Raw genomic sequence first — 26,292 nt, 5'->3', positions numbered from 1 at the left:
AACCTATCGCTTGCTTAATGCGCCTGGACGATAGTGTCCAGGCGCTGGCGATAGATCACGTTGCGGTCATCGATTGCGTGTGAGGCCGGCACACCTGCTAATGGACTTTCAAACAGTTGGACATACAGTCGATCGCTTTGCTGTCAGGCCTGTCATCGATGAAAAAGCCATCTCGATTTGGCATTTTTATGGCGGCCAAGGTTGCTGCATCGACAGTCGCATTAGCGTCAAGCAGTTTGTTGACGTGCAAGACGTAACCGGTTACCGCGTACACTTGGTCATTGGTTAGCGACTGGGGAGACTGGAAAGGCATTGCCCTACGGATGTAGTCAAAGAGGGTCGTCGCATAAGGCCAATAACTGCCTACCGTCTTAAGTGGTTTGTCAGTGGTGAGGGACCCATTACCTCCTGCCAATGCCGGGCCAATGCCGCCTTCGAGTTTTAGACCATGACAGGCGAGGCAGTTATTCATATAAACCTTTTCACCGTCCGCTACCGTGGCGCTTCCCGGTGGCAACGCTTTCCCGTCGGGTGCCACGTCGATGTTCCAACTGGCGATCTGTGCGTCCGTAGCGCTTGTGCCTAACCCGTACTTGGGTTGGGCGGCGACACAGGTTAATGTGCAGGCGCAAAACAATCCCAGCAGGAACGAACCCTTTTTAAGCCCGTCCATTGGTCACCTCCCCACTGCTGGACACGCGCCACGGTTGCACCGAGTTGTTGTGATAGAAAGAGACCTTGCCGCGTTCATCGATCAACTGTTCCAGCATCGGTTGCACATACCCGGTCTCGTCGATGGCGCGGCTCATGATCATCAACTCTTGGCCTTTCCATTCGAAAGGGGCCCTGAAGGCGGTCAGTGCCTTGGTCAGAATAGGCTCCTGTAACCTGGCTTGCGTCCAGTTGTCGCCGCCATCGATGGAAACGTCAACGCGGGTAATTTTGCCGTGTCCGCTCCAGGCGATGCCACGCATCTCATGCAGACCCTTGCGCGTCAGTTTCTGGGTGCCTGAGGGGTAGGTGACCAGCGATTTGCATTCCATAACAAAGGAAAACTTCCGGGCTTTGCCATCGGCCATCAAGTCGGTGTATTTGGCGGTTTCTTCCCGGCTGTAGGCGGGCGCGTCGGTGACGTGAAGTCGGCGCAGCCATTTGATGTGAGTATTGCCCTCGTAGCCGGGTACAAACAGGCGCAGCGGGTAGCCCTGTTCCGGCCTTAGGCGCTCGCCGTTCTGGCTGTAGACGACCATCACATCGTCTAGGCATTTCTCGATGGGAATGCTGCGAGTCATTGCCGCGCCGTCCGCCCCTTCGGCGATGATCCACTTGGCTTGCGGCTTCAGCCCGGTTTCATCCAGCAAAGTTTTCAGGGTAACACCCGTCCACTCAGCGCAACTCACCAGGCCGCTCACTTCGGCTGCGGTTTTACCCCAGGGTGGTAGAAACGATGGATTGCCCGAACACTCCATGAAGTGCACCCGTGACACGGCGGGGAATTGGCGTATCTCATCCACGGTAAAGATCAAGGCTGTTTCGGTGAGGCCATGGATCACCAACCGGTGTTCCGCCGGATCGATTTGCGGGACGCCCGCGTGGTGGCGCTCATAGAACAGGCCGTTCGGCGTAATGATGCCGTCCAGTTCTTGAAGTGGGGAGGTGCTGTAGGCGGACATCGTGTCCTTCAGGCCGGGATATAGATTCCTGACGGCTTTGGTTTCGAACGTTGAAGGTTTGCCGTAAGGGCTCGCCGTGGGAGCGCCAAGACTGCGGGTCCATTGCGGGACTTCAAGGGGCAGGTTCGAATCAAGAGGGACGCTATTGGTCGTCTCGGCGTTGATGAGGGCGCTATCACCCAGAGCAAAGGCGGCAGTGCCGATAACGGCCCCGCTTTTTATCAGGAAATCCCTGCGAGCCAACGATGTCCGAGGCGCGTCTTGCTTGGTGGGGACCATGGATTTTTTTGTCATTGTTTTTCCCTCTGGTTCTTTGTCGGGATGGACCCAACGGCAAGTCAGTAGACTGATCGGTCGGTCTGTAGCTAGCCTAGAACGAAAAACGCGCGTGGTCCAGTCACAAGGACAACCATCGGTGATGGGCCGTGAATGAGGAGGAGGTCGAAGGATGCGGCGCATTTGAAGCGCCGCTGATCATAGTCAAGCCAGGCGTGGCTCAACCTTCAGTCCGGGCAGGAGGGTGTCGCAAAAGAACGTCGCGATGGATTCCGGAGAGCGCGGGCCACCGGGCTTGATCCACAGATAGCTGTAGTGGTGGATGCCAAGAATAGCCTTCACCGACAACGAGTCAGATGTACGGAAGGTCCCCTCGCTCACGCCAGCCTTGAGGATTTGCGACCAGAGCTTTTCATATTGGCGGTGCAGGTCGAGTAACTCGGTCTGGCGCTCGCCAATGACGGAATACACTTCTCGAAAACACACCGTCATTTCGGCCAGGTGGGTGACAATCGTGCGCATCACGATGGCCGAGAATTGGCGAAATTTATCTTCTGCAGGCTGGTCGCTCTCGCACAGGGGCGTACCTTCTGCGATGAGCACCCGCAAATACCGGCTGGTGATTTCGAACAGTAACTCTTCCTTGCTGCCAATGTGGTAATACAGCGCGCCTCGAGCCAGGCCAGTGGCTTTTTCCAACTCAGCCATGCCGGTCGCGTGAAACCCGCGCGTCGAGAACAGCTGCGCAGCGATCTTCAGTATCCGCTCTTTAGTGCTTGTTTCAGCAGGTTCGGCAGCGACGACGGCGTTCTTTTTTCCCATGGGTCAATTCCAAGCGGTTGAGCGTCAATCATACCCATGCGTACGCGTTGAAGGATACAGACGGGAGAAGCTCATCCCATAGTCGCAGGAAGATAGCTGTATTGACCGATCGGTACAGAGGCGTTTAACGTGTTTTTAAGGGCGCGGTGGCGTCAAGAGTTCTGAGAGCCTGCCTAGGCATTGGGATCGACCATGACAATAAGCAACCCCGTAACGAAGGCTTCCAGCTCTTCAGCCTCGGCAACATTGATCGCGATGATCTGTTTCGCCATGCTCGCCTTTGCCGCGAACTCCTTGCTGTGCCGCCTGGCGCTTAAGCACACCGACATTGATGCTGCGAGTTTCAGCGTTGTCCGACTGGCCAGCGGGGCCTTGGTGTTATGGCTCATGTGTGCCTTGAGGCGGACCTCAACCATAGGCAAAGGCAGTTGGCAGGGGGCCGCTGCCTTGTTCGTTTACGTCTTCGCTTTTTCCTTCGCGTACCGTCATTTGGAGACCGGGACGGGGGCATTGCTGCTGTTTGGCGCGGTTCAGCTGAGCATGGTTCTGTACGGCATGTTCAAAGGCGAGCGGATGCACACGCGGGCAATCGTTGGGTTTGTATTGGCAATTGCTGGCTTGGTCTGTCTGCTGCTTCCAGGCGCAGCCGCCCCTGACCCCGTTAGCGCACTCACGATGCTGTTATCGGGGGTGGCATGGGGGATCTATTCACTGCTTGGCAAAACTGTCGCCGATCCGCTGGCAACCACAGCCGGCAATTTCCTGCGCTCGATTCCCCTGGTCTTGATTGCAAGTTTGCCGTTTCTCTCAGCGCTGCGTTGGGATCTGCTGGGGATATTTTATGCGGTTCTTTCCGGCGCGCTGGCGTCGGGCGTGGGCTACGCGGTCTGGTACGTCGCGGTGCGTAATCTTGCAGCGCTTCAAGCCGCGACGGTGCAATTGAGCGTGCCCATCCTGGCTTCGCTGGCTGGTATCATTTTTCTGGGGGAAAGCCTAAGCGTAAGGATGGTGTTGGCATCCGTCGCTGTGCTGGGGGGGATTGCGTTGGTGCTGAGCGGCAAACAGCACGGCTAGTTGTCACCGGATGACGATGCTGAGGAAAATCACTGCTGCTTTTAACCTGATGAGTAGTTGTTCGATTGGCTATGGGCCGAGCTCATGAGGTTGGATCATTCTCTTGGCCCTTGATGCCCTTCAAAGACAAGTCCAGAATTAAGCCTTTTCCTGCTTTGGCAAGAAAAGAAATTCTTTAGATTTAAATGGGGCGGTAACAAGCGATATGATTAATGGGGGCGGGATCGGAAAGCGCTAAGGCTTCTCAGCAGCCAGAAAACCCCAACGCCGCTCAGTATTTTGGTACCAAGGCAGTACTGCGGGACTAGCCAATCGCTTAACCAGGGCGTATTACCGCCCTGGCGCTTCAAAAGAGTGGCAGTCAAGCAGAGATTTCGGCTAGCCACTGATCCACCGTGCGAGGTGTTAAGGCCAATTGAAGTTGAGCGCTGGTATTACCTGTAATGGCATTCGCAGAAGCATTTGCTTGAGCTACATAGGCGGCAACAACTCCAGCTGCAGCATCTGCTCCGAACAGGGGCGCAATCATGTCGCCGAAGGCCTGCGGCTCCACGCTGCTGAACGCTACCGGACGTTTCAGGTACCGTTCGAAGCCTTCAGCGAGCTGTTCTCCAGTGATCGCTGGCGATTGACCTACACCGACCAAGCCTGTAACCGTGGTGTCGGTGAACAGTTTTTCCGCGACCTCAGCAACATCCAGATGTGAACACCAGGACACAGGGTAGTCCGCTCGGATGGGGTATCGAAGAACGCCTTCTGATTTAACAGCATCCAAGACGAGAGGATTGAGTAGATTCTCAAAAAATAATCGTGGCGCCACTACTGCAAATGACACACCTGATTCTTGTACACCTCGAATCAGTTCCGCGATAGCACTGCTCGGTGGATTTTGTAGCGGGGAGGCAGGGTTATCCACTACCCAGCCACTGGTTGAGATGATTACTCTGTCAGGCTTAGTTTGTTTGATCGCTTCTGCAATATTTTGTGCATGAATGAAGCGTTCTGCCTCAGCCGCTACAGGCAGATGAATGAAAACACCCTTGGCCTCTTTGTAAGCCACAATTAGCGAGGCTACCGATGTATTGTCAACCTTAACGCAAGGCATACCTTTGACAGAGTCCGTGTTGCGAGCAGCAGCTATCGCATTATGGCCGGAATGAATCAGGCGTTTTAGAAGCGGGGCACCTTGTGCTCCGTTGGCGCCATGGACAATATAGCGACTCATTTACTTACCTCGTTGCGATTTGATAGCGAGAAACCAAGATCTATTACCACGGTTGGTTACGTCAAATGCACTATTGGAAGATTCTTTAGCATGAAGCAAAAAAATAGTCCTTGCTGTGGTGTCGCTCGTTTTCTTGCCCTGCTTGAGGGGCCATGGGCCACCTTGATCGTGAGAGAGTTACTGGGCGGACCATTGCGTTTTACCCAACTAAAACAAGCTTTGCCGGGTATTAGCGCTCATACATTGACGCACCGTTTAAAAGGCTTCGAACGCCACAAATTAGTTACACGTACTGCATACGCAGAAACGCCTCCTCGGGTCATGTATGAGCTCACTCCTCTGGGGCAAGAGTTACGTGACGTGTTAGAGGCAATGCGCAGGTGGGGGGACTTGGTTCCGGATGAAATTTCTCTCGAAAATGATCCTGAGCACGCGCCTGCTGATACTGAGACGGCGATACCAAGGCGGTCGCTGAAGAGGTGATAGGCAAATATAGTGGCCGTCGTGACTTCTTTGGATCTCAGCGTTTGCTCTGCCCCTTAAACTGTTCGCGAACAGGGCTCGGCCTAAACGCTATCGTTGTTCATGTATAATCCGGTTGGCCGGATTCACTCATTATTCAAAATATGGGGCGGTGTAAGTGCCACTATGGCTAGGTCCTAGCGCACCAGGGCATTTGTCAATATCTACACCCAGAATCCCTTTTTGGACGAGCTCAGGTGGGGTTCTCCTGCAGATCCGTATATCTGTCTTGTGGAGGCGGAGGCCGGACAGCCTTAGCAATACGTCAAGGCAAAAGTCTAGGGCTTGTCTGAAGAGCCGGCCCACAAACATCTTTCGATGCAGGCCAGTGTGACCATGACCTTAACGCTGCTGGCCAGTTCGGCGTAGCGCGTACAGATCCGACGTTCTTCCTTGAGCAAACTGAACAATTGCTCAATAGCGTTACGTTTTTTGTACTGAGGCCCCTCACACAGCCGAGGTATGCCTGGACCGGGTTTATTATGCATCTTGCGCTGAGGAATCACCGACTGCATGCCGTAGCGGGCATTGCCAAATATCGAGGTGGGCGTACGCATGGCGATCCACCCCGTGCGCTGCTTGGCTTGCCGCGCATCCTGTCTACCGCCGAAGATGCCCAGTGGTTGCTGGACGCTGCCCCCAGCGCCGCCAATGGCCTGACGTTCTGCACCGGCTCTTATGGCGTGCGTGAAGACAATGACCTGGTGGCGATGGCCAAGCACTTCGCGCCGTTCATCTACTTCACACACCTGCGCTCAACCCGCCGTGAGGCCGACCCGCGCAGCTTCCACGAAGCTCATCATCTGGGGGGCGATGTCGACATGGTCGGGGTCATTGGTGCCCTGGTGGCGGAAGAGCGCAGGCGGGAACGTGAAGGGGCCCCACGCTTGCCGTTGCGTCCTGACCATGGGCAATCAACTGCTCGACGACCAGCACCGTAAAAGCAACCCGGGCTATTCGCTGATCGGTGGCCTCAAGGGGCTGGCAGAGATTCGCGGCGTCGAGTTGGCCATGCGGCAACAGTTGAACTGATCGCTCAGGCCTGAACGGGCGGTAAGCGCGAGCGTTTACTGCCCGTCCTACCGGGCGGCGATGATTTTTTCCGGCTCCAATGCCGGTACGTTGATTGGCTTGGTCAATACGGCCGTCGCTCCGGCTTCTTGCAAGGCCAGGCGAGTGAGGTCGCTGGCGTCGACGGTAATCATAAACACGGGCCTATTTTGAGTGATCGCAGATCGGCAGAGGCGCCTCAAGAACGCCGGCATATCGGAGCTCTCGCCACGAACGTAAAAAGGTCGAAATGTTGTTTGTCCACTTCAAGCGCATCCTGAAATTGGATCGTATGCCGCTACGAGGCATGAGTGGCGCGACGGGTGAATTCACGCTGGCAGGTGCGGCGCAGAACCTGCGACGGCAGGTCGACAACCGTAATCTCTCGGCACTGTTCGGCTACCGCCTGGGTGGGCATCGTTTCAGCTTGGGTTACATGCATTCCACGGGGGACACGGCGACGCCGTACATATCCGGGACCGAATTGATGGGCATGAGCGAACTGACCATGAGTTCGGACTTTCTCAATGCCAAGGAACGCACCTGGCAAGCGATCTACGACTACGACTTCGCGGCGGCCGGCGTGCCAGGCTTCAAGAGCCGGTTGCGTTATGTACGCGGCGACAATATCGAGCTGGCGGCCTTCAATGCCAAAGATCGCAAGGAACGCGAGTTCCAGATGGAGCTGGCGGCGCAGCCTTTCGCGATGAAAACCAGACCCGCTTCCTGGTGCTCTACACCTTGCCGATCTGGTAAGCGCCGCTCTATGAGCGGCTGTCAGTCCTGATACACCTTCTTCAGCAAGCGCAGCAGTTCTTCACGTTCCCGACCGTCCAAGGCGGCAGTGGAGTCGAGGTCGCTCTGTGCGGCGATTTCCTTGAGCTTCTTGAGTAGGGTCTCGCCGGTCTTGCTGAGGAAGATCCCATAAGAGCGCTTGTCCGGCTTGCAGCGCACCCGTACCGCCAGGGCGCGGCTTTCCAGCTTGTTCAGCAACGGCACCACCTGGGGTGGCTCGATGGCCAGGGCCCGGGCCAGATCGGCCTGCATCAGGCCGGGGTTCTGGTCGATGATCGCCAGGGCCGAGAATTGCGCAGGGCGCAGGTCGTGGGCCGAGAGCCGACCGATCAGGTTCTGGAACAGCTTGAGCTGGGCGCGACGCATGGCATAACCGATCAGCTCGTCCAGGGCCGAATCCAGCGGCGCCTGCACCTCGCTGCCCTCGGAAAGCACCTCACTCACGTCGGCGATGTTGGACGGCTTGGCCATTGAAAGTGGAGTCCTTGCGCAAATGAAGTTAAGAAAGCTATCTAGTTTGCCGAGGTTATCGGCCGATGGCTACCATCACCTCCCGGCCGTGTCTAATCTCTAGGGTGGCGAGGGGCTCAAATGCTCGGCTTCCACGGTCGAGCGTCTATCGATACGCGCCATGGTATAGGCACACACCCCAAGTACTGCAGGGCATAGGGCTAAAATCGCGAAGCTCTTCACCACGGGCATGCCGCTGTTGAGCACATAGGCGCCGAGTAATGGTCCGCACACCGAACCGATCTTGCCCATCGAGGCCGCCCACCCCGCGCCGTTGCCGCGAATGGCGCTGGGATAGAAAATCCCGGCGATGCTGGTGATGCCATAGTGGCTGCCCTTGACAAAAATCGCCCCGATCAGGCTCAGCACAATGAAGGCGTTGCCCTGTAGGTCGCCGATACCCAGGGCCAGCAGGAAGGGGAGCGACAATAGCGGATAGATCATCACCGCATAAGGCCCCCGGGTGTCGACAACGCGCATCAGTATCAGCCCGGCCATGGCTCCACTGAACGAGGCGAAGGAGCTCACCCAGGAGGCGGTCGCCCGGTCGAAGCCCGCATACTGGTAAACCAGCGGGCTCCACGACGCGAGAAAGTACATGGCCATGGAACTGGCGCCGAAGCCGATCCAGATCATGGGGGTGATCCATTTGAGTTTGCCGATGAACAGCTGTCCGACGCGAAATGGCTGGTCGCCGATATCGATTTCATCGGCAAGAAAGTACCGGTCCCCGGGGCGTATCTCTATGCCCGGATCCAGACGCTTGAGGATCCGCTCCACGGCTTCTGGATGCTTGTGCTTGCTGACCAGAAACCGTACCGATTCCGGCAGGGTGAAAAACAACAGCACGCTGGAGAGCAAGGTCGCGATGCCGCCCAGGGCGAACACGCTGGCCCAGCCATAGTGAGGCGCGATCCATACGGTCAAGGGGCCGGCGACGGCGCCGCCGAGGCTGAAACCGACCATGATGATAGTGATCACGCTTGCGCGGTAGCGCTTGGGCACAAACTCGATATTCAAGGCCCAGCACAGCGGCAGCATGGCACCCAGGGCGAAGCCGTTGAGAAATCGCAACACCAGCAACGAGGTGTAGCTGTCGGCGAGGGTAAACAGCAAGGTCATCAGGCCGAAGGCGGCGGTGGACAGGATGATGGTCGGACGGCGGCCGATCCGGTCACCGAGGTAACCGAAAAAGAATCCACCCAACATCATGCCGAACAAGCCAATTGAAAAAATATTGCCCAGCTGCAACTTGCTCAGTCCGATCTCGTCGGCCATATAGGCGGCGGTATGGGACAGCATCAGCAGGTCAAACCCGTCGAGAAAGGTGATCAGCACGGACACGCAGATGATCACGTAGTTGAAGCTCGACAGTTTGCGCCCCTCTATCAAGGCGGCGACATCGATGGCGCGTGACGCAATCATGGGTATTCTCCACACAATAAGAGGTAAGCGGACAGGTCCCGGCGTGCCGGGCTCACCACAATTTCCAGCTGTAAGCGACGATCAGGCGGTTCTCATCGAGCTGCTGGGTCAGGCCATCGCCGGATCGATAAGTGACGTTGCGCCAGCGCAGGTTCAGCCCCTCCAGCGTTCCGCTCTGGATCACGTAGGTCAGGTCGGTATCGCGTTCCCACTCACTGCCGTCGCTGACCGTACTGGTGCGGATATCGCTGCCTTTCACATAGCGCGTCATGAATGTCAGGCCGGGTACGCCGAGCGCGGCGAAGTCATATTCGTAACGCAGTTGCCAGGACTTCTCGTTGGCTTTGGTAAAGGTGTTGTAGGTGACAAGGTTCGCCACGAAAGGAGTGCCGGTGTCGATCACCGGAAAGACGCTGTCACCCGACAGGCGCTGGAACGCGGCGGAGAATCGCTGGGCCCCGACGGTCAGGGTGAGTATGCCGTTGAAGTTGCGGTTGTCGATCTTCCCGGCCTTACCGGTGCCGATGTCAGTGCTGTCGAAATAGCGCAGGTCCGAACGCAGGCTCAGGCCTTGTCCCAAGGGCAATACATGAACCAGCCCGGCGAACTGCTGGCGGTAAATGTCCTGCAGCTCACCTTGGTGGTAGCGCAGGGTCAGGTTCTTGCCAATCGCGTAGTCGCCGCCGAGCAAGTCCAGATGATCGCTGCCCTGGCCGGCGTAGCTGATGTCGTCATTGCTGGATGAATCACGGCCATTGGCTTCGGTCAGTCTCGCTGCGGTGACGGTCAGGTTGTCGATTTCGCTCGACGTCAGGTAAGCACCGGTGAACGTCGAGGGCAGCAAGCGGGTATCGCTGTAATACGCCAGCGGATGGATCGGCATCAAGGTGCCCACATTGAGCTGGGACTGCGACAGGCGCATTTTTGCGGTCAGTCCCAGTTCGCTGTAATCATCCACCGGCTGGTTGCTGTCGGGCCCATAGGGCAACAGCCCGGTGCCGCGTCGACCCGCGCCGGAATCGAGCTTGATGCCCAGTTCAGCCAGGGCGTCGAGGCCGAATCCAACGGTGCCTTCGGTGTAGCCAGATTGAAGTTCGGCGAAGAAACCCTGAGTCCATTCCTCGGCCTTGGCCTGTGGCGCGCCACTCTGGCGGAAGTCTCGATTCAAATAAAAGTTGCGCGTGGTCAACGTCGCGCTGCTGTCCTTGAGGAAGTCTGCCTGGGCGCTGGCGAAGTGGCAGCAGAGCAGCAGTGCGGTGACGAAGGGTAGCTTCCTGTTCATTTTTTATTGGTCTCAGGATAAGGATGAAGATTATTCAGGACGAGTTTTTCCTGACCGCGTCGGTGACGACGCGGTGTGGCCTGTGTTGGCCTGTGTGGGTCAGGTGCTGCGGATCAGAGGATGCCGGTCACGTTTGTACAGGTGAGGGCAGAGGTTTCTCTGCAAGGTCGTGACGGGTCAGATGCCCGATGGCGAATGCGCAGGCGGCCAGTATGGCCGGGCAGGCAGCCAGGACCAGGAAGCTCTTGACCACGGGCATGCCGCTGTTGAGTACGTATGCACCCAGCAATGGGCCGAGGATCGAGCCGATCTTGGCGATGGATGTGGCCCAGCCAGCGCCATTGGCGCGGATGGCGCTGGGGTAGAAGACCCCGGCAATGCTGAGGATGCCGTAGTGGGAGCCTTTGACGAACACGGCGCCGATCAGGCTCAGCATGAGAAACGCGGTGCCCTGCATGCCGGTGATGCCCAATACCAGCAAGAAAGGCAACGCCAAAAGCGGGTAGATCATCACCATGTAGGGCCCGCGAGTATCGACGAATCGCATCATCGCCAAGCCCGCCATCGCGCCGCTGAACGAGGCAATGGAGCTGACCCACGAAGCGGTCGCACGATCAAATCCTGCGTACTGATAAACCAATGGGCTCCAGGAGGCGAGGAAGTACATGGCCATGGAACTGGCGGAGTAACCCAGCCAGATCATCGGCGTGAGCCATTTCAAGCGGCCGATGAACAGCTGGCTGACGCGAAATTCCTTGCCGCCGATATCCGGCTCGTCCAGCAGGACGAATCGGTCGCCAGGCCGCAGATCCAGGCTTGGGTCCATGCGCTTGAGAATCGCCGCGATTTTACTCGGGTCTTTGCGCTTGCTAGCCAGAAAACGCACCGATTCGGGCAGGGTGAAAAACAGCAACACGCTCGCTACCATGGTCAGCGCGCCGCCGAACACGAACACCCCCTGCCAGCCGATATGCGGCGCCAGCCAGACGGTCAGGGGGCCGGCCATCGCGCTGCCGAGACTGAATCCGACCATGATGATGGTCACCACCGTAGAGCGATAACGCTTGGGTACGAACTCGATGTTCAAGGCCCAGCACAACGGCAGCATGGCGCCCAGCGCAAAGCCGTTGAAAAAGCGCAGGACCATCAGCGATTCATAGCTGTTGGCCACGGCAAACAGCAAGGTCAATAGACCAAATGAGCAGGTCGAAAAAATAATGGTGGGGCGTCGGCCGATGCGGTCACCCAGGTAGCCGAAGAAGAATCCGCCGAGCATCATCCCCAGCAGGCCGATGGAGAAAATCTCGCCCAGCTGGATCTTGTCCAGGCCGACTTCGTCGGCAATATAGGAAGCGGTGTGCGACAGCACCAGCAGATCGAAGCCATCGAGGAAGGTGATCAGGACCGAGACCAGAATCACCACATAGTTGAAGCGCGACAGTTTGCGGCCCTCTATGAGCGCCGCCACATCCAGGGTGCGGGACTGTGACATGTACGTTCTCCACTGCATTCTTATTGTTGTTGGAGTGGCGCCCCCGTCTGCACGGTGGGCGCGTCAAACCGCTTGAAACCTATTCCAGGTTGAACGCCAGCCGCTCGCGCAACGCTTGGGACGGTATGTCACTCACCCTGCCGCCGGGGCCGGCGAGGTCCAGCGCATGGGCCGCAGCGGCGCCCATGGCGATACAGGGGCCCATAACGCGGACACTCGACAGCGCGGCCGCATCGGCGTCGATGCAGCGACCGGCAACCACCAGGTTATCGCTGCCCTCGGGCAGCATGCTACGCAGCGGAACACTGTGGATGTGATCGTCATCAAAGGGTTCCCATTGATAGCCGCTGGTGTTGCCATGCAATTCCACCGGCCAGGAGGTGCGCGCTACCGCGTCCGGGAACATCGTCGCAGCGCGCACTTCGTCGGTGGTCAGGTGATGATGACCGACAATCCAGCGGGTCTGGCGAATACCTGGCAGTGCGTATGCCCGCACCTTGGCCTTGCCGTAGGCCGCGGGGTATTCCGACTGGAGGAAGTTGATCACTTGATCCACTTGCTGGCGCCCGGCGATCGCGACGTGGGAGGCGGCGATCGGATCCAGGGGCGTTTCTATATGAGTCATGTTGAACGCTGCCGTGCCGCGTCCGGGGAACTGAAAGAACAGGCCGTCGTCGCGTTCTATACCGTAGCTTTTGGCCTGTTGCTTGATCCGTTCGGTGAACTGCGCACGCGTGGGCAGGTGGGCTTCATCGATATGCTCAAGGACGAACATCTGGGTGCCGTAGATGGGCGTGTCCGGCTCTCGGCAGGCAAATCCGGCGTTCCAGGCCAGCGCCGCATCGCCGCTGGCGTCGATAAAGCCGTTGGCCGCCACGCGCACATCGCCGTAGCGGGTGGCCAGTTCGACTTCCTGGACCCGCGGACCTTCGCGCACTACATCGCGCAGCACCGCACCGAGGATCACCGTGATGCCGGCGTCGAGAACCTTTTGGCCAATCCAGCGACCCAGGGCGACTTCGTCGTAATAAACCACGGTGGTCAAGGGACCGACGGTGTGGTGCAAATCTCCCGAGGCGCCCAGGTCGCGCAGAATGCCGTCGGCAATGCCGTGGGTCAGCAGCTGGCGGTTCGGGCCGTTGGAAAACAACCCGCAAAAGGTCCCGATGATCGAGCCGACCGCCTGACCGCCGAGCATCGGCAACGCATCGAACAGCACCACGCGCTTGCCGAGCGCAGCGGCTTCCAGAGCGGCGGAAATACCCGAGATGCCAGCGCCGGCGATACATACGTCAGCCTGCAGGCGTTGGGCGGTGGGAGCGCTGGTACGGCGTACCGTGCGAATTACATGAGCCATAAAACTACCTTCGAGGTGTAAAAAAGGGCAGCCGACCCCGAGCCCGTCAGCCTGGGCCACGGAAACGGTTGTTTCGGCAAGCGGATCCGGGTTACGGCTGGTCCTGCGTTCGGTCCAGGTCCGGGTCGAGGTCGACCGGGTGTAGTGTTTCGTGCTGATCGGTACGGCGTTCACGCGGGGTCACTTCGACGGTCCCGGCGTCGGCATCGACGCGCACCCAGTCCCCGGTACGGATCCGGTACAGCGGGTTTTCATCGAAGTCAGTGATGGCCGGTGCATGTACGACCACCGCGCCAAGGCCCATCTTCGCGGTCATTTCGTTGAACAACATGGCACCGGGCGCCACACCGGCAAGGCGCGCGATATGGAACTGCGAGGACCAGCCGGACGAACCCTTGGCGCCGGGAAATACCAGGACTTTGCCGGCGAAACTGATGCCCTTGAGTTCGTGGCGGGTCTCGATGACGGTGCCGCTGCGTGGGTCGATGCCGCCCCAGCCCGAGATGCGGTCAAGGGTCACCAGGGCTTCGCCTTCGAAACGGCCGCCGACGACTTTGCGGCCTTTGAGCATGAAGGTCTCGTTCATTTCAATACTCCTCTCCAGCGCCCTTCAATGGCTGCCTGGACGCAATCGGCCGTGGTGCCGAACCAGGCCTGGATACCCATGATCGCCGGCAGGTAATGTGCCTGTTTGGCCGAGTCGACTGCCGCCACCCGGGTGCCCTTGGGAACCACCTTGCCAATGGCCGAGCAGGTGTCTGTCATCACATGTCCACCGGCTTGCTCGATGATGCGGGTGTAGCCGGCGACGTCGGCCAATTGCTTGATCGAGGCGGCGGTAAATACCCAGAGTTCGGTATTCGGACTCAGGCGCTGGCCTTCGAGCAACTGGCAGACTTCCCAGATCTGTTCGAGGCTGTAGTGTGGGCAACCGAGCATCACAAAATCGACTTCGGCATCTCGCCCGGTGATGTTGACGTGCTCGTAGGCCCAGCGCCGTTCGGCCTCACCGAAACGCAGCGTGGCTAAAGGCCGGGCCGCCCCAAGCGCCTGTTCGCGGGTGTTCGCCTCGGGAGTCACCCCGACCAGGTGATACATCTCCACGCCGCCACTGGAAGCCGCCGCCGCGCCGAAGTGCTTGAGGCGCGCCAGGTTGGGCTGGTGGCTCACGCCCTCGATCACCGGGATGCGATCCTGCACCTGCTCACCGATCCAATAGCCGAGCAAGCCCCAGTCGGCCGTGGTGCTGATCTCGATAGCCAGCTCGATCAGGTGGGTGCCGCGGCGGTTCTCGTCGATGTGCAGGCCCCAATACGGAATCTTGCCGGTCAGCATGGCCGCGCCGGTGCTTTCCCGGCCTTCGGCATTGGTGCGGGCGCCGAGCACCGAGTTGATGTAGATCACCGCCGAAGATTCCATCCACGCGCAGTGTTCGCCTTTAACCGGCACGTTTCCGACCTGGTAGGGCGTGCAGGTGTTCAAGGGTTGCACCCCCAGGCTGCTGCTGTAGGCCTGGCCTGTTTCATAAATGCGCACCACGTCTTGCGAGATGCCCTGGCGTTCGGCGTGGCGAGGATCGATGCCCTGTTGCAAGTGGCTGCTGAACACCTTGACCTTGGGAATCTCGACCACCTCGGCGCTGTCGAGGTTGAACTCGCTGAACACTGCGTCCATACCGCCCTGGCGGTCGGCGTACTGGCGCAAAAAGGGCGTGGTGGCACCGATGGTGCCGGCCACATTGCGCGTATCCACCAGGCATTGCGCATCCAGGGCCTGCCCATAACGCACCAGCAGGTCCATGGCTTTTTGCACCGCCGGGCCTTGATCGCCGGCGAGCATGGCTTTCTCGTCGTCGCGCAATCTCATTACGGTTGCTCCCCGCAGACAGTGATGTCGAGCGGCTTGATCAGCACCGCGCCGTGTTCCATGGAGGACACGTTGTTGCGGTAGATATCCAGCCAGCCGCCACCGAACTGCGGCGCCAAAGGTTTCCAGCGGGCCCGGCGCGCATCCATTTCATTGGGGCTGATGGCGGCGTCGAGGGTGTTCAGATCCAGGTCGATGTCGATGATGTCGCCGTCTTTCACCAGCGCCAGCGGACCCCCGACGGCGGCCTCCGGGGACACCTCGGCCACCACCAGGCCTTTGCAGACCAGCCCCGAGAGATGGCCGTCGGTCAGCATCGCCACATGGTCGCCCAGCCCGGCCCCGTCAATGGCGAACACGACTTTCGAAGCGCCGCCGCCCATGGCCGGGCCACCGCGTACACCGGCACCGCGCATGACCACCACGTGTCCGGGTTTTATGCGCCCGTCCTGCAACGCTTCGATGGCGTCGGCGGAGCGTTCGAAACAGATCGCGGGGCCCTTGAACCGGCGCATCTTGCTCGGGTCGATGCCGTATTTGATGATGCCGGCCTGGGGCGCGATATTGCCGCGCAGCATCACGATCGCCGGCAGGGTGGCGAAAGGCTTGTCCAGCGGGCGGATCACCTCGTCGTCGCTGATGGTGACCCCCTCCAGGTTTTGCCTCAGGGTCTTGCCGGTGACGGTCAGCACATCGCCATGGAGCAGCGGCTCCAGGCGCTTGAGCAGGCCACGACCACCGCCCGCGGCTTCCATTTGCTCGATGCTGTGTTCGCCCACGGGCCGCACGCCGACCAGCACCGGCACTTGTTTGCCCAGCTCCCTGAAGAGCTGGTAGACGTCCACGTCGATCCCGCCTTCGGCGGCCACTGCTTGCATGTGTTTGATGGTATTGACCGAGCCTCCGGCGGCAAGAATGGTCGCCACTGCATTGGCGAAGGCGCCGGGGGTCAGGATATCGCGGGGTTTGAGATCTTCCTCGACCATTTCCACAATGCGTCTGCCGGCCTGGTGCACGAAATCGAACATCTGCGGGCTGTTGGCGGCGATGGGGGAACTGCCGGGCAAGGCCATGCCCAACGCTTCACACACCAGGTGCATGGAATTGGCGGTGCCCATGCCCGAGCAGACGCCCGGCCCCTTGATGGCATTGCGGGCCATGCCGACCAGTTCCTCGACCGGGAGTTTGCCGGTGACCACGTGCATGGAGCTGATGAACACATCTTCGATGTCGACGTGCTGGCCATTGTATTCGCCGCTGGGCTGATACCCGCACACCACGATCAACGTCGGAATATTCAGCCGGGCGGCGGCCATCAATTGGCCGGGGACTGTTTTGTCGCAGGAAGCCAGGCAGATCATGCCATCGAGTTGGGCACCCTCGACCGCCACTTCGATATCGTTGGTGATGAGGTCGCGGGCAGCCAGCATATAGGCGCCCCCCGCGCCGGCGCCGGTGATGAAGTCACTGGGCGCGGCGGTGCGGATTTCGAAGGGCAGGGCGCCGGCATCGCGTATCGATTGCTTGATTTTGGCGGCGATGCCATCCAGGTGACTGAAGCAGATCGCCAGGTTCGACGACGAGTTGACGATCGCGATCTTCGGCTTTTCCAGCTCGCTCTCGTCAATCCCCAGGGCACGCCATTGGGCGGCACGCACAGCCCACAGATAGGAACCGTAGGGGAAATTACTGCGCAACGTCTTGGGCATGATTCGCTCCGTTATTTTTATAAGTAGGCAATCCAGTTGATCACTTGAGCGATCTTGTGCCGAGTCTAGGCTTCGACCTAGAATCCGAAAACCTTATTTTACTTATAGATAAAATCCAAAATATGGATATCAAAGACGTCGACCTCAATCTGCTGAAAGTCTTCGATGCGTTGCGCAAAAAGCAAAGCGTGACCCTGGCGGGCGATCTCATGGGGCTCAGCCAGCCGGCCATGAGCTTCGCCTTGTCCAAGTTGCGCACGTTGTTCGACGACCCGTTGTTCATCCGAACCTCCCGTGGCATGCAACCCACCGCCAGGGCCCTGCAGATCGCCGAGCCGGTGCAGCGGATCCTGGAAATGGTCAGCAGCGAAGTGTTGCCGTCCACCGGGTTTGTCGCCGAGCACTCCGAGCGACAGTTGGTGCTGTGCATGTCGGACATCGGCGAAATGGTGTTCCTGCCCCGGCTGATGCGCATGCTCGACCGAGAAGCGCCGCAGTTGCGGATTCGCACCCTGGCCTTGTCCTCCGAACAGTTGGAAGAGGGCCTGGATGCTGGCGAGGTAGACGCGGCGATCGGTTATTTCCCGCGCCTGCTCAACACCTCCATCCGCCATCGGGCGCTCTACAGCCACTCGTTTGTCTGCATCGTGCGCCGTGATCACCCAACCATCGGCGACAGCATGAGTGCCGAGCAATACCAGAGCGCGGTGCACGTCGCGGTCCAGGCCGACGGGCGCGGCATGGGTGTGCTGGACCGGCAGCTGGCAACGCATGGCATCACGCGACAGGTGCGTTTCAGCCTGCCGCGATTCATGGGTGTGCCGTTCCTGGTGGCCGAGTCCGACATGATCGCCACGGTACCCCTGGCCGTCGGGCGGCGCTTTGCCGAAATCACCGATGTCCGCCTGGTCCCGCTGCCCTGGGATATCTGCGGCTACGACATCCACCTCTACTGGCACACGCGCTTTCATCACGACCCGGCCAGTCGCTGGTTGCGGCAGTCATTCATCGAACTGCTCAGTGATTTCTCTCCCGCTGAACACATCTAATTTGCTTAATTTAATTAACAGTTAATTGACATAACTATTTTTGCCGGTTAGTTTTTGTTCATCTTCAAACGAACAATAAGAGAGCAACCGTCATGAGCAACTACGAAGGCCGCTGGACCACCGTCAAGGTCGAGATCGAGCAAGGCATCGCCTGGGTCATTCTCAACCGCCCGGAAAAACGCAATGCCATGAGCCCGACCCTGAACCGCGAAATGATCGACGTACTGGAGACCCTGGAACAGGATCCGGACGCCGGGGTGCTGGTGCTGACCGGTGCGGGCGAGGCTTGGACCGCCGGCATGGACCTCAAGGAATACTTTCGCGAAGTGGATGCCGGCCCGGAAATCCTCCAGGAAAAAATCCGCCGCGAAGCCTCGCAATGGCAGTGGAAATTGCTGCGCATGTACGCCAAGCCGACGATCGCCATGGTCAATGGCTGGTGCTTCGGTGGTGGCTTCAGCCCGCTGGTGGCGTGCGACTTGGCTATCTGCGCCGATGAGGCGACCTTCGGCCTCTCGGAAATCAACTGGGGCATCCCACCGGGTAACCTGGTGAGCAAGGCCATGGCCGACACCGTGGGCCATCGCCAATCGCTGTACTACATCATGACTGGCAAGACCTTTGGCGGGCAGAAAGCCGCTGAAATGGGCCTGGTCAACGAAAGCGTGCCGCTGGCCCAATTGCGCGAAGTGACCATCGAACTGGCGCGCAATCTGCTGGAGAAAAACCCGGTGGTGCTGCGTGCCGCCAAGCATGGCTTCAAGCGTTGCCGCGAACTGACCTGGGAGCAGAACGAGGATTACCTCTACGCCAAGCTCGATCAGTCACGCCTGCTCGACACCGAAGGCGGCCGCGAGCAGGGCATGAAGCAGTTCCTTGACGACAAGAGCATCAAGCCTGGCTTGCAGGCGTATAAACGCTGAAGAGCGCGGCCGCCTGGCCGCGCCGCTGGACCCTGCTTGAACGTATTCCCGATAAAGACAATAAAGAGGAATCACCATGCTGGACGTGCCCCTGTTGATCGGCGGCCAGTCGTGCCCCGCACGCGACGGCCGAACCTTCGAGCGTCGCAACCCGGTGACCGGTGAAGTGGTCTCGCGGGTCGCCGCCGCTACCCTGGAAGATGCCGACGCCGCCGTGGCCGCTGCCCAGGCCGCGTTCCCCGCCTGGGCAGCGCTGGCGCCCAACGAACGCCGCACTCGGCTGCTCAAGGCAGCCGAGCAGTTACAGGCGCGCAGCGATGAATTTATCGCGGCCGCCGGCGAGACCGGCGCCATGGCCAACTGGTATGGCTTTAACGTGCGCCTGGCGGCCAACATTCTGCGCGAAGCGGCGTCGATGACCACCCAGATCACCGGCGATGTCATCCCTTCCGATGTGCCCGGCAGTTTCGCCATGGCCCTGCGTCAGCCCTGCGGCGTGGTGCTGGGCATTGCGCCGTGGAATGCCCCGGTGATCCTCGCCACCCGCGCCATTGCCATGCCGCTCGCGTGCGGCAATACCGTGGTGCTCAAGGCCTCGGAGCTGAGCCCGGCAGTGCACCGCCTGATCGGCCAGGTCTTGCAGGACGCCGGTCTGGGCGATGGCGTGGTCAACGTCATCAGCAACGCTCCGGCGGATGCAGCGGCGATTGTCGAACGGCTGATCGCCAACCCGGCCGTGCGCCGGGTCAACTTCACCGGCTCGACCCATGTCGGGCGGATTGTCGGCGAACTCTCGGCACGTCACCTTAAGCCAGCCCTGCTCGAGTTAGGCGGCAAGGCGCCGTTGCTGGTACTCGACGACGCCGACCTCGACGCTGCAGTCGCGGCGGCGGCCTTTGGTGCGTATTTCAACCAGGGCCAGATTTGCATGTCGACCGAACGCCTGATTGTCGATGCCAAGGTCGCCGATGCATTCACCGCCAAGCTGGCGGCCAAAGTAGCGACCCTGCGTGCGGGCGACCCTGGCGCGGCGGATTCGATACTCGGTTCGCTGGTGGACGCCAGCGCCGGTACGCGCATCAAAGCCTTGATCGACGATGCCCTGGCCAAGGGTGCACGGTTGGTAGTGGGCGGCCAACTGGACGGCAGCATCCTGCAGCCGACCCTGATCGATGGCGTCACCGAACACATGCGCTTGTACCGCGAAGAGTCCTTCGGCCCGGTGGCGGTGCTGCTGCGCGGCGACGGGGATGAAGCATTGCTGCGCCTGGCCAACGACTCGGAGTTCGGCCTGTCGGCGGCGATCTTCAGCCGTGACACCGGGCGCGCACTGGCCCTGGCGCAGCGGGTGGAGTCGGGCATTTGCCATATCAACGGCCCGACCGTGCATGACGAGGCGCAGATGCCGTTTGGCGGGGTCAAGTCCAGCGGCTACGGCAGCTTTGGCGGCAAAGCCTCGATCGAGCACTTCACGCAATTGCGCTGGGTGACCTTGCAGAACGGGCCACGGCATTACCCGATCTGAGCCGCCGCCGCGACATAACAATAACAAGGCGGAAGTGATCCGCCTTGCTGGAGGACATCCTTGTGAGTTCCGAATTTCGACCGCAACCCCAGCCCGCTCCGCGATACCGCGAGGTCTCCATCGGCCACGCCCCGGTGTCGGTCACTGAAGAACAGGGCGTGCTGCATATGCGCTCCCTGGAACCCCTGGCCGAGTTGCCGGGGCGCTTGCTCGATCGTCTGGTGCATTGGGCCCAGGTGCGGCCCGAGCAGACGTTTATCGCGGCCCGCCAGGCCGGCGGTGATTGGCGTCGCGTCAGCTACCGCGAGATGCTCGACAGTGTGCGCGCGATTGCCCAGGGTTTGCTGAGTTACGGACTGTCGGCGCACAAGCCGCTGGCCTTGCTGTCGGGCAACGACATCGAGCATTTGCAGGTGGCCCTTGGGGCCATGTACGCCGGTATTCCTTACTGCCCGGTGTCGCCGGCCTATTCGTTGTTGTCCCAGGATTTTGCCAAGCTGCGGCATGTGTGCGACCTGCTGCAACCGGGGTTGGTGTTTGTCAGCGACGCAACGGCTTTCCAGCGCGCAATCGAGGCGGTGTTGCCGGCCGAGACGCCGCTGATCAGCGTGCGCGGCCAGTTGCTTGGGCGCACGCAGGTCGGCTTTGCGAGCCTGTTGCAAACGCCCGCTGGCGCGCAGGCCGAAGCGGCTTTCAACGCCACCGGTCCCGACAGTATCGCCAAGTTTCTCTTCACCTCAGGGTCGACTAAATTACCCAAGGCGGTGGTCACCACCCAGCGCATGCTCTGCGCCAACCAGCAAATGCTGTTGCAGACGTTTCCGGTGTTTGGCGAGGAGCCGCCGGTGCTGGTGGACTGGTTGCCGTGGAACCACACGTTTGGCGGCAGCCACAACGTCGGCATCGTGCTCTACAACGGTGGCACCTTTTACCTCGACGATGGCAAACCCACTGTGCAGGGGATTGCCGAGACGTTGCGCAATCTCAAGGAAATTTCGCCCACCGCCTACCTGACGGTGCCCAAGGGCTGGGAAGAGTTGGTCAACGCCCTGGAACAGGACGCCGAGTTGCGCGAACGGTTTTTTGCGCGAATGAAATTGTTCTTCTTCGCCGCCGCTGGCTTGTCGCAGAGTATCTGGGATCGCCTCGACCGTGTGGCCGAACTGCATTGCGGCGAACGCATCCGCATGATGGCCGGGCTGGGCATGACCGAAGCCGCACCGTCCTGCACGTTCACCACCGGGCCGTTGTCGATGGCCGGTTATATCGGCTTGCCAGCGCCGGGCTGCGAGGTGCGCCTGGTGCCGGTGGACGGCAAATTCGAAGGGCGTTTTCGCGGCCCGCATATCATGCCAGGGTACTGGCGGGCGCCCGAGCAAACCGCCGAGGTGTTCGACGAGCAGGGCTTCTACTGCTCGGGTGACGCGATCAAGCTCGCTGACCCCCAGCAGCCGCAATTGGGCCTGATGTTCGACGGGCGAATTGCCGAGGATTTCAAGCTGTCCTCCGGGGTGTTTGTCAGTGTCGGGCCGTTGCGCAATCGCGCCGTGCTCGACGGCTCGCCCTATGTGCAGGATCTGGTGGTTGCCGCGCCCGACCGCGAATGCCTGGGCGCGTTGGTGTTCCCCAGGCTCTACGAATGTCGTCGGCTGGCGGGTTTGAACGCCGATGCCAGCGACGCTGAAGTGCTCGGCAGCGTGCCGGTACGCCAGTGGTTCGGCGACTGGTTGCAGCGCCTCAATCGCGAGGCCACGGGCAATGCCAGTCGCCTGGAATGGATTGCCTTGCTCGACGAGCCGGCGTCCATCGACCGTGGCGAAATCACCGACAAAGGCTCGATCAACCAGCGCGCAGTGCTGCAATGGCGTGCGGCCAAGGTCGAGGCGCTGTATCGCGGTGAGGAGCCCACGATTCTGCGTGCCGGGCCCAAGCCTTGAGCCGCGCCGGGCAGTATTCGGCGTTTGCCGATGCGGCGATTTTCGCGGCGGTGCGCACCCCTTGGGTCGACCTCGGGGGCGCGTTGTCCCAGGTGTCGCCTATCGATTTGGGGATCAAGGTTGGCCGTGAAGTACTGGCCCGGGCCGGCATCGACCCACAGTCGGTGGACAGCGTACTGGCCGGTTCCATGGCCCAGGCCAGCTTTGATGCCTACTTGCTGCCACGGCATATCGGCCTGTACAGCGGTGTGGCGCAAGCGGTCCCGGCACTGGGGGTGCAGCGCATCTGCGCCACCGGTTTCGAGCTGTTGCGCCAAGCCGCTGAACAGGTGCGCGACGAGGTGGAGCTGGCCCTGTGCGTGGCCAGTGAATCCATGTCGCGCAACCCGATTGCTGCCTACACCCATCGTGATGGGTTTCGACTCGGTGGCGAGGTGCAATTCAAGGATTTTCTTTGGGAGGCCCTGTACGACCCGGCCCCGGGCCTGGACATGATCGCCACCGCCGACAACCTGGCGCGCCGTTATGGCCTGAGCCGCAAGGCCGTGGATCGCCACGCCTGCGACAGCCACCAGCGCGCCTTGCAGGCGCAGCGTGATGGCGCGTGGGCTGAAGAAATCGTGACGGTCGATAACCAGGTGTTCGAGCTTGAGGGGTATCAGCCCAGAGGCATCAGCCTGGCACGTCGGGCCAGCGCCGTCAGTGAGGACAGCCACCCACGGCCCACCGATCTTGCGGCCCTGGCACGCTTGCGCGCCGTGCATCCAGGCGGCGTGCAAACCGCCGGCAACAGTTGCGCAGTGGTCGATGGCGCAGCGGCGGCGCTGGTGGGGCGTGCCTCGGCCTGCACGCGTGCGCCCCTGGCCCGGCTGCTGGCCAGCGCGGTGGTCGGTGTGGCCCCCGAATTCATGGGCATCGGCCCGGCGTCGGCGATCCGTCTGCTGCTGCAACGCAGCGGGTTGAACCTGGGCGACATTGGCCGCTTCGAGATCAACGAGGCCCAGGCCGCCCAGGTGCTCGCAGTGGCCCATGAACTGGAGCTGGACAGCACCCGCCTCAACGTCCAGGGCGGTTCGCTGGCGCTGGGGCATCCACTGGCCGCCACCGGCCTGCGCCTGGTGATGACCCTGGCTCGACAACTGCGTCAGCACAACCTGCGCTACGGGATTGCCGCGGCGTGTGTGGGCGGCGGGCAGGGCATGGCGTTGCTGATCGAGAATCCTGTCTACCGCGCTTGATGGTTTTTTTAGTCGATGAGGTGTCCCGATGTGGAGCTATGAGGCGCCGCTGCGCGATATGCAATTTGTCCTTGAACACTGGTTGCAGGCGCCAGGCACCTGGCAGTGCAACCCGGCGTTCGAAGCCCTCGACCTGCCGCTGGCGGCACAGGTGCTGGAGGAGGCGGCACGCTTCAGCCAGAGCGTGCTGGCGCCGTTGAACAGCCAGGGTGATCGCCAGGGCTGTCGCTGGCAGGCTGGCCAGGTCAGCACCCCCGACGGCTTTGTCGAGGCCTATCGGGCCTATGTCAAGGGTGGCTGGCCGGCACTGGCCTGCACCGAGGCACTGGGCGGGCAGGGCTTGCCGCAACTGCTCGACGCGGCATTGCAAGAAATGCTCTACGCCAGCAACCATGCCTGGGCCATGTACACCGGCATTGCTCACGGCGCCTACCTGTGCCTCAAGACTCACGCCGCCCCCTGGTTGCAGGCGCGCTACCTGCCCGACATTGTCAGTGGCCAGGCCTTGCCCACCATGTGCCTGACCGAGTCCCAGGCCGGCAGCGATGTCGGTTTGCTGCGCTGTCGCGCTGAACCCCAGGCAGATGGCAGTTATCGCTTGAGCGGCAGCAAGCTGTTTATTTCAGGCGGCGAGCACGACCTCACGGTCAACATCCTGCACCTGGTGCTGGCGCGCCTGCCCGATGCGCCGCCGGGCAGTCGTGGCATTTCACTGTTCCTGGTGCCCAAGCAACTCGACGATGGCCAGGCCAATGGCGTGCGGTGCGATGGCATCGAACACAAGATGGGGATCAAGGGCAGCGCCACCTGCTCCCTGGTGTTCGACGCCGCCCAAGGTTGGCTGGTCGGCGACGCCAATCGCGGTCTGGCGGCGATGTTTGTGATGATGAATTCGGCGCGCCTGCATGTCGGTCTGCAAGGCCTCGGGCATGTCGAGGCGGCTTGGCAGAACGCCCGGCAGTACGCCGCCGAGCGCGTGCAAATGCGTGCGCCGTCAAGGCCGCAAGAAGTGGTGGCCCAGGCCGCTGATCCAATCCGCTACCACCCGGCCATGCGCCGCGTGTTGCTGGAGCTGCGCACCACCAGCGAGGGCATGCGCGCTATTGGCTATTGGGCGGCGCACCTGCTTGATCAGGCCGAGCATGATCAGGAACCGTCGGCCGCCCAGTTGGCGCCGTTGCTGACACCGATCATCAAGGCGTTTTTCACCGAACAGGGCTTTCGCCAGGCCAGCAATGCGCTGCAGGTGTTTGGCGGTTACGGCTACGTCGCTGAGTTCGCCATCGAACAAACCCTGCGGGACAGTCGCATCGCGATGATCTACGAGGGCAGTAATGAGATCCAGGCCAATGACTTGTTGCTGCGCAAAGTGCTGGGGGATGAGGGCCGCGCCTTTGGCCTGCTGCTGGCCGAGCTGCGCGCCGAGGCTGCGCAGGGCGGCCAGTACGGCGAATGCGCAGGGTTCGCCCGCGCGTTGGGCAGCCTGTGCGATTCACTGGCCAATGTGGTGAGCGCCATACGTGAACATGCGCACGAAGACAGTGAATACCCCTATCGGGCGGCACCGGATTTTCTCCAGCTGTGTGGCGTGGCGTTGCTGGCCTTTGCCTGGGCGCGCGCGGCGCGGGTGTCGAGGGCATTGCCTGAAGAGGATCCATTGCGTGCCGCCAAGCTGCAAAGCGCCGGGTTCTTTTTCGATTACCTGCCGTCCCGGCTGGCGCAGCACCTGGGCGCCATAGACGGCGCACGCGCAGCGCTGGCGTTCATCTGACGGCGCCCAGGTGCTTGCGGTACTATGGCAACCCACGTTTTCTGGAAGTTGCCTGGATGAGTAAGCCTGGTCAATTGGTGCTGGTTGCACTGCGCAAGATGATTGCCAGCGGAGAGTTGGTGGCGGGGGAGCGCCTTATGGAGATTCCTACGGCGCAACTGTTCGGGGTGTCGCGCATGCCCGTGCGCATGGCGTTCCGAACCCTTGAACAAGAAGGGCTGCTGGTGCCGTTTGGCGGGCGCGGCTATCAAGTGCGTTCGGTCAGCCCCAGCGATATCGCCGGTGCCGTCGAAGTGCGCGGCGTGCTCGAAGGCCTGGCGGCGCGTCAGGCCGCCGAACAGGGGTTGTCCGCCGAGGCGCGTGCGACGCTGGAGCGCTGCCTGGTGGAAGGTGATCAATTGTTCGAAAAGGGCTACGTCACCGAGGACGACCTTGAGGTCTATCACGACCTGAACATGCGCTTTCACCAGGTCATCGTCGAAGGCAGCCACAACCCGGCAATCGCCGATGCGCTGGCACGCAATGATCACCTGCCATTCGCGTCGGTGACCGCGCTGGCGATAGATCGCGAGGACATGGCCCGCGAGTACCGGCGCTTCAACTATGCCCACATGCAACACCATTCGGTCTTCGACGCGTTGGTCAGTCGCCAGGGCGCGCGGGCTGAAGCGATCATGCGTGAGCATGCCAACGCGACCCTGCGCTACGCCGAAATCTTCAGCGCAGCCACCGCCGACGCGCGCATGAAGGTGATCTTGCCCGCGTCGTGAC

24 protein-coding genes and 3 pseudogenes are annotated in these 26,292 nt (G+C 60.7%); 12 read left to right on the top strand and 15 right to left on the bottom strand.

What is annotated here, in order from left to right:
* Window positions 1-97: 97 nt before the first annotated feature.
* From C5F71_RS28265 to C5F71_RS29495, 4 genes are all read right to left on the bottom strand, one after another.
* Window positions 98-673: a c-type cytochrome gene (locus tag C5F71_RS28265; RefSeq protein WP_029291029.1), complete on the bottom strand. Its 576-nt coding sequence runs from the start codon at window positions 671-673 to the stop codon at window positions 98-100.
* Window positions 660-1,967 carry a sulfite dehydrogenase gene (gene soxC / locus C5F71_RS28260; protein WP_223271406.1) on the bottom strand — a complete coding sequence of 436 codons (1,308 nt, stop codon included), beginning with the start codon at window positions 1,965-1,967 and terminating at the stop codon, window positions 660-662. Before soxC ends, C5F71_RS28265 begins: the two co-directional genes overlap by 14 nt.
* Window positions 1,968-2,153: 186 nt before the next feature.
* Window positions 2,154-2,771, bottom strand: a complete 618-nt coding sequence (locus tag C5F71_RS28255) for a TetR/AcrR family transcriptional regulator (protein ID WP_050492684.1) — start codon at window positions 2,769-2,771, stop codon at window positions 2,154-2,156.
* A 173-nt stretch (window positions 2,772-2,944) separates the two neighbouring features.
* Window positions 2,945-3,160: a hypothetical protein gene (locus C5F71_RS29495; RefSeq protein WP_223271429.1), complete on the bottom strand. Its 216-nt coding sequence runs from the start codon at window positions 3,158-3,160 to the stop codon at window positions 2,945-2,947.
* On the opposite strand from C5F71_RS29495, the gene C5F71_RS28250 reads away from it, so the two are divergent.
* Window positions 3,066-3,845, top strand: a complete 780-nt coding sequence (locus C5F71_RS28250) for a DMT family transporter (RefSeq protein WP_223271424.1) — start codon at window positions 3,066-3,068, stop codon at window positions 3,843-3,845. The genes C5F71_RS29495 and C5F71_RS28250 overlap by 95 nt on opposite strands.
* A 361-nt stretch (window positions 3,846-4,206) precedes the next feature.
* Here C5F71_RS28250 and C5F71_RS28245 read toward each other — a convergent pair whose 3' ends face one another.
* A complete protein-coding gene (locus C5F71_RS28245) occupies window positions 4,207-5,070 on the bottom strand; it encodes an SDR family oxidoreductase (RefSeq protein WP_081041713.1) in 864 nt (287 codons plus the stop codon).
* Between C5F71_RS28245 and C5F71_RS29795 the strand changes: the two genes are divergently transcribed.
* On the top strand, window positions 5,050-5,553 hold the full coding sequence (locus C5F71_RS29795; RefSeq protein WP_371923361.1) for a winged helix-turn-helix transcriptional regulator: 504 nt from the start codon (window positions 5,050-5,052) through the stop codon (window positions 5,551-5,553). The two genes, C5F71_RS28245 and C5F71_RS29795, sit on opposite strands and share 21 nt — an antisense overlap.
* Before the next feature lie 317 nt (window positions 5,554-5,870).
* On the opposite strand, the gene C5F71_RS28235 is transcribed toward C5F71_RS29795, so the two are convergent.
* Window positions 5,871-6,149, bottom strand: a complete 279-nt coding sequence (locus C5F71_RS28235; RefSeq protein ID WP_081041715.1) for a transposase — start codon at window positions 6,147-6,149, stop codon at window positions 5,871-5,873.
* On the opposite strand from C5F71_RS28235, the pseudogene uxuA reads away from it, so the two are divergent.
* A pseudogene (uxuA, locus tag C5F71_RS28230) lies at window positions 6,087-6,624 on the top strand (mannonate dehydratase); the annotation flags it as partial. The gene C5F71_RS28235 and the pseudogene uxuA sit on opposite strands and share 63 nt — an antisense overlap.
* Window positions 6,625-6,671: 47 nt before the next feature.
* Here uxuA and C5F71_RS29490 read toward each other — a convergent pair.
* Complete coding sequence (locus C5F71_RS29490) at window positions 6,672-6,797, bottom strand: hypothetical protein (protein ID WP_256588045.1); 126 nt, start codon at window positions 6,795-6,797, stop codon at window positions 6,672-6,674.
* A gap of 59 nt (window positions 6,798-6,856) precedes the next feature.
* Here C5F71_RS29490 and C5F71_RS28225 point away from each other — a divergent pair.
* Together C5F71_RS28225 and C5F71_RS28220 are read left to right on the top strand one after the other, a co-directional pair.
* Window positions 6,857-7,006 (top strand): annotated as a pseudogene (locus tag C5F71_RS28225) (IS5/IS1182 family transposase); the annotation flags it as partial.
* Window positions 7,007-7,398: pseudogene (locus tag C5F71_RS28220) on the top strand (OprD family outer membrane porin); the annotation flags it as partial.
* 21 nt (window positions 7,399-7,419) lie between these two features.
* Here C5F71_RS28220 and C5F71_RS28215 read toward each other — a convergent pair.
* The 8 genes from C5F71_RS28215 to C5F71_RS28180 form a co-directional block, all read right to left on the bottom strand.
* On the bottom strand, window positions 7,420-7,908 hold the full coding sequence (locus tag C5F71_RS28215) for a MarR family winged helix-turn-helix transcriptional regulator (protein WP_029291044.1): 489 nt from the start codon (window positions 7,906-7,908) through the stop codon (window positions 7,420-7,422).
* 99 nt (window positions 7,909-8,007) lie between these two features.
* Window positions 8,008-9,372, bottom strand: coding sequence for an MFS transporter (locus tag C5F71_RS28210; RefSeq protein WP_029291047.1), 1,365 nt, complete (start codon window positions 9,370-9,372; stop codon window positions 8,008-8,010).
* A 52-nt stretch (window positions 9,373-9,424) separates the two neighbouring features.
* A complete protein-coding gene (locus C5F71_RS28205) occupies window positions 9,425-10,654 on the bottom strand; it encodes an OprD family porin (RefSeq protein ID WP_050492686.1) in 1,230 nt (409 codons plus the stop codon).
* 127 nt (window positions 10,655-10,781) lie between these two features.
* Window positions 10,782-12,146, bottom strand: coding sequence for an MFS transporter (locus C5F71_RS28200; RefSeq protein WP_050492687.1), 1,365 nt, complete (start codon window positions 12,144-12,146; stop codon window positions 10,782-10,784).
* Between the two features lie 79 nt (window positions 12,147-12,225).
* Window positions 12,226-13,503 (bottom strand): FAD-dependent oxidoreductase, encoded by a 1,278-nt coding sequence (locus C5F71_RS28195; RefSeq protein WP_029291054.1) that lies wholly within the window; start codon window positions 13,501-13,503, stop codon window positions 12,226-12,228.
* Window positions 13,504-13,594: 91 nt separating this feature from the next.
* Window positions 13,595-14,089 (bottom strand): aconitase X swivel domain-containing protein, encoded by a 495-nt coding sequence (locus tag C5F71_RS28190; protein ID WP_081041716.1) that lies wholly within the window; start codon window positions 14,087-14,089, stop codon window positions 13,595-13,597.
* Complete coding sequence (locus tag C5F71_RS28185; RefSeq protein WP_029291059.1) at window positions 14,086-15,369, bottom strand: aconitase X catalytic domain-containing protein; 1,284 nt, start codon at window positions 15,367-15,369, stop codon at window positions 14,086-14,088. The genes C5F71_RS28190 and C5F71_RS28185 overlap by 4 nt, the downstream gene beginning before the upstream one ends.
* A complete protein-coding gene (locus tag C5F71_RS28180; protein ID WP_029291060.1) occupies window positions 15,369-17,078 on the bottom strand; it encodes a dihydroxy-acid dehydratase in 1,710 nt (569 codons plus the stop codon). The genes C5F71_RS28185 and C5F71_RS28180 overlap by 1 nt, the downstream gene beginning before the upstream one ends.
* A gap of 122 nt (window positions 17,079-17,200) precedes the next feature.
* On the opposite strand from C5F71_RS28180, the gene C5F71_RS28175 reads away from it, so the two are divergent.
* The 7 genes from C5F71_RS28175 to C5F71_RS28145 all read left to right on the top strand — a co-directional run bounded on the left by C5F71_RS28175 (window position 17,201) and on the right by C5F71_RS28145 (window position 26,291).
* A complete protein-coding gene (locus tag C5F71_RS28175) occupies window positions 17,201-18,127 on the top strand; it encodes a LysR family transcriptional regulator (RefSeq protein ID WP_050492688.1) in 927 nt (308 codons plus the stop codon).
* A gap of 92 nt (window positions 18,128-18,219) precedes the next feature.
* Window positions 18,220-19,050 carry a p-hydroxycinnamoyl CoA hydratase/lyase gene (locus tag C5F71_RS28170; protein ID WP_029291063.1) on the top strand — a complete coding sequence of 277 codons (831 nt, stop codon included), beginning with the start codon at window positions 18,220-18,222 and terminating at the stop codon, window positions 19,048-19,050.
* Between the two features lie 76 nt (window positions 19,051-19,126).
* Window positions 19,127-20,575: an aldehyde dehydrogenase gene (locus C5F71_RS28165; RefSeq protein ID WP_029291065.1), complete on the top strand. Its 1,449-nt coding sequence runs from the start codon at window positions 19,127-19,129 to the stop codon at window positions 20,573-20,575.
* A gap of 62 nt (window positions 20,576-20,637) precedes the next feature.
* Window positions 20,638-22,512 (top strand): feruloyl-CoA synthase, encoded by a 1,875-nt coding sequence (locus C5F71_RS28160; protein WP_029291068.1) that lies wholly within the window; start codon window positions 20,638-20,640, stop codon window positions 22,510-22,512.
* The gene (locus tag C5F71_RS28155) at window positions 22,509-23,750 is read left to right on the top strand and encodes a thiolase family protein (RefSeq protein ID WP_029291071.1); all 1,242 of its coding nucleotides are present in this window, start codon (window positions 22,509-22,511) and stop codon (window positions 23,748-23,750) included. Before C5F71_RS28160 ends, C5F71_RS28155 begins: the two co-directional genes overlap by 4 nt.
* Window positions 23,751-23,778: 28 nt before the next feature.
* Window positions 23,779-25,521, top strand: coding sequence for an acyl-CoA dehydrogenase (locus C5F71_RS28150; protein WP_029291072.1), 1,743 nt, complete (start codon window positions 23,779-23,781; stop codon window positions 25,519-25,521).
* Between the two features lie 56 nt (window positions 25,522-25,577).
* On the top strand, window positions 25,578-26,291 hold the full coding sequence (locus tag C5F71_RS28145) for a GntR family transcriptional regulator (RefSeq protein ID WP_029291073.1): 714 nt from the start codon (window positions 25,578-25,580) through the stop codon (window positions 26,289-26,291).
* The last annotated feature ends 1 nt before the right edge of the window (window position 26,292 follow it).

The sequence above is a fragment of the Pseudomonas sp. LG1D9 genome (genome assembly GCF_002949995.1).
Taxonomy (GTDB): domain Bacteria; phylum Pseudomonadota; class Gammaproteobacteria; order Pseudomonadales; family Pseudomonadaceae; genus Aquipseudomonas; species Aquipseudomonas proteolytica.
The sequence above is the reverse complement of the archived record's forward strand: the minus strand, read 5'-3'. Positions and strand labels throughout refer to the sequence as shown.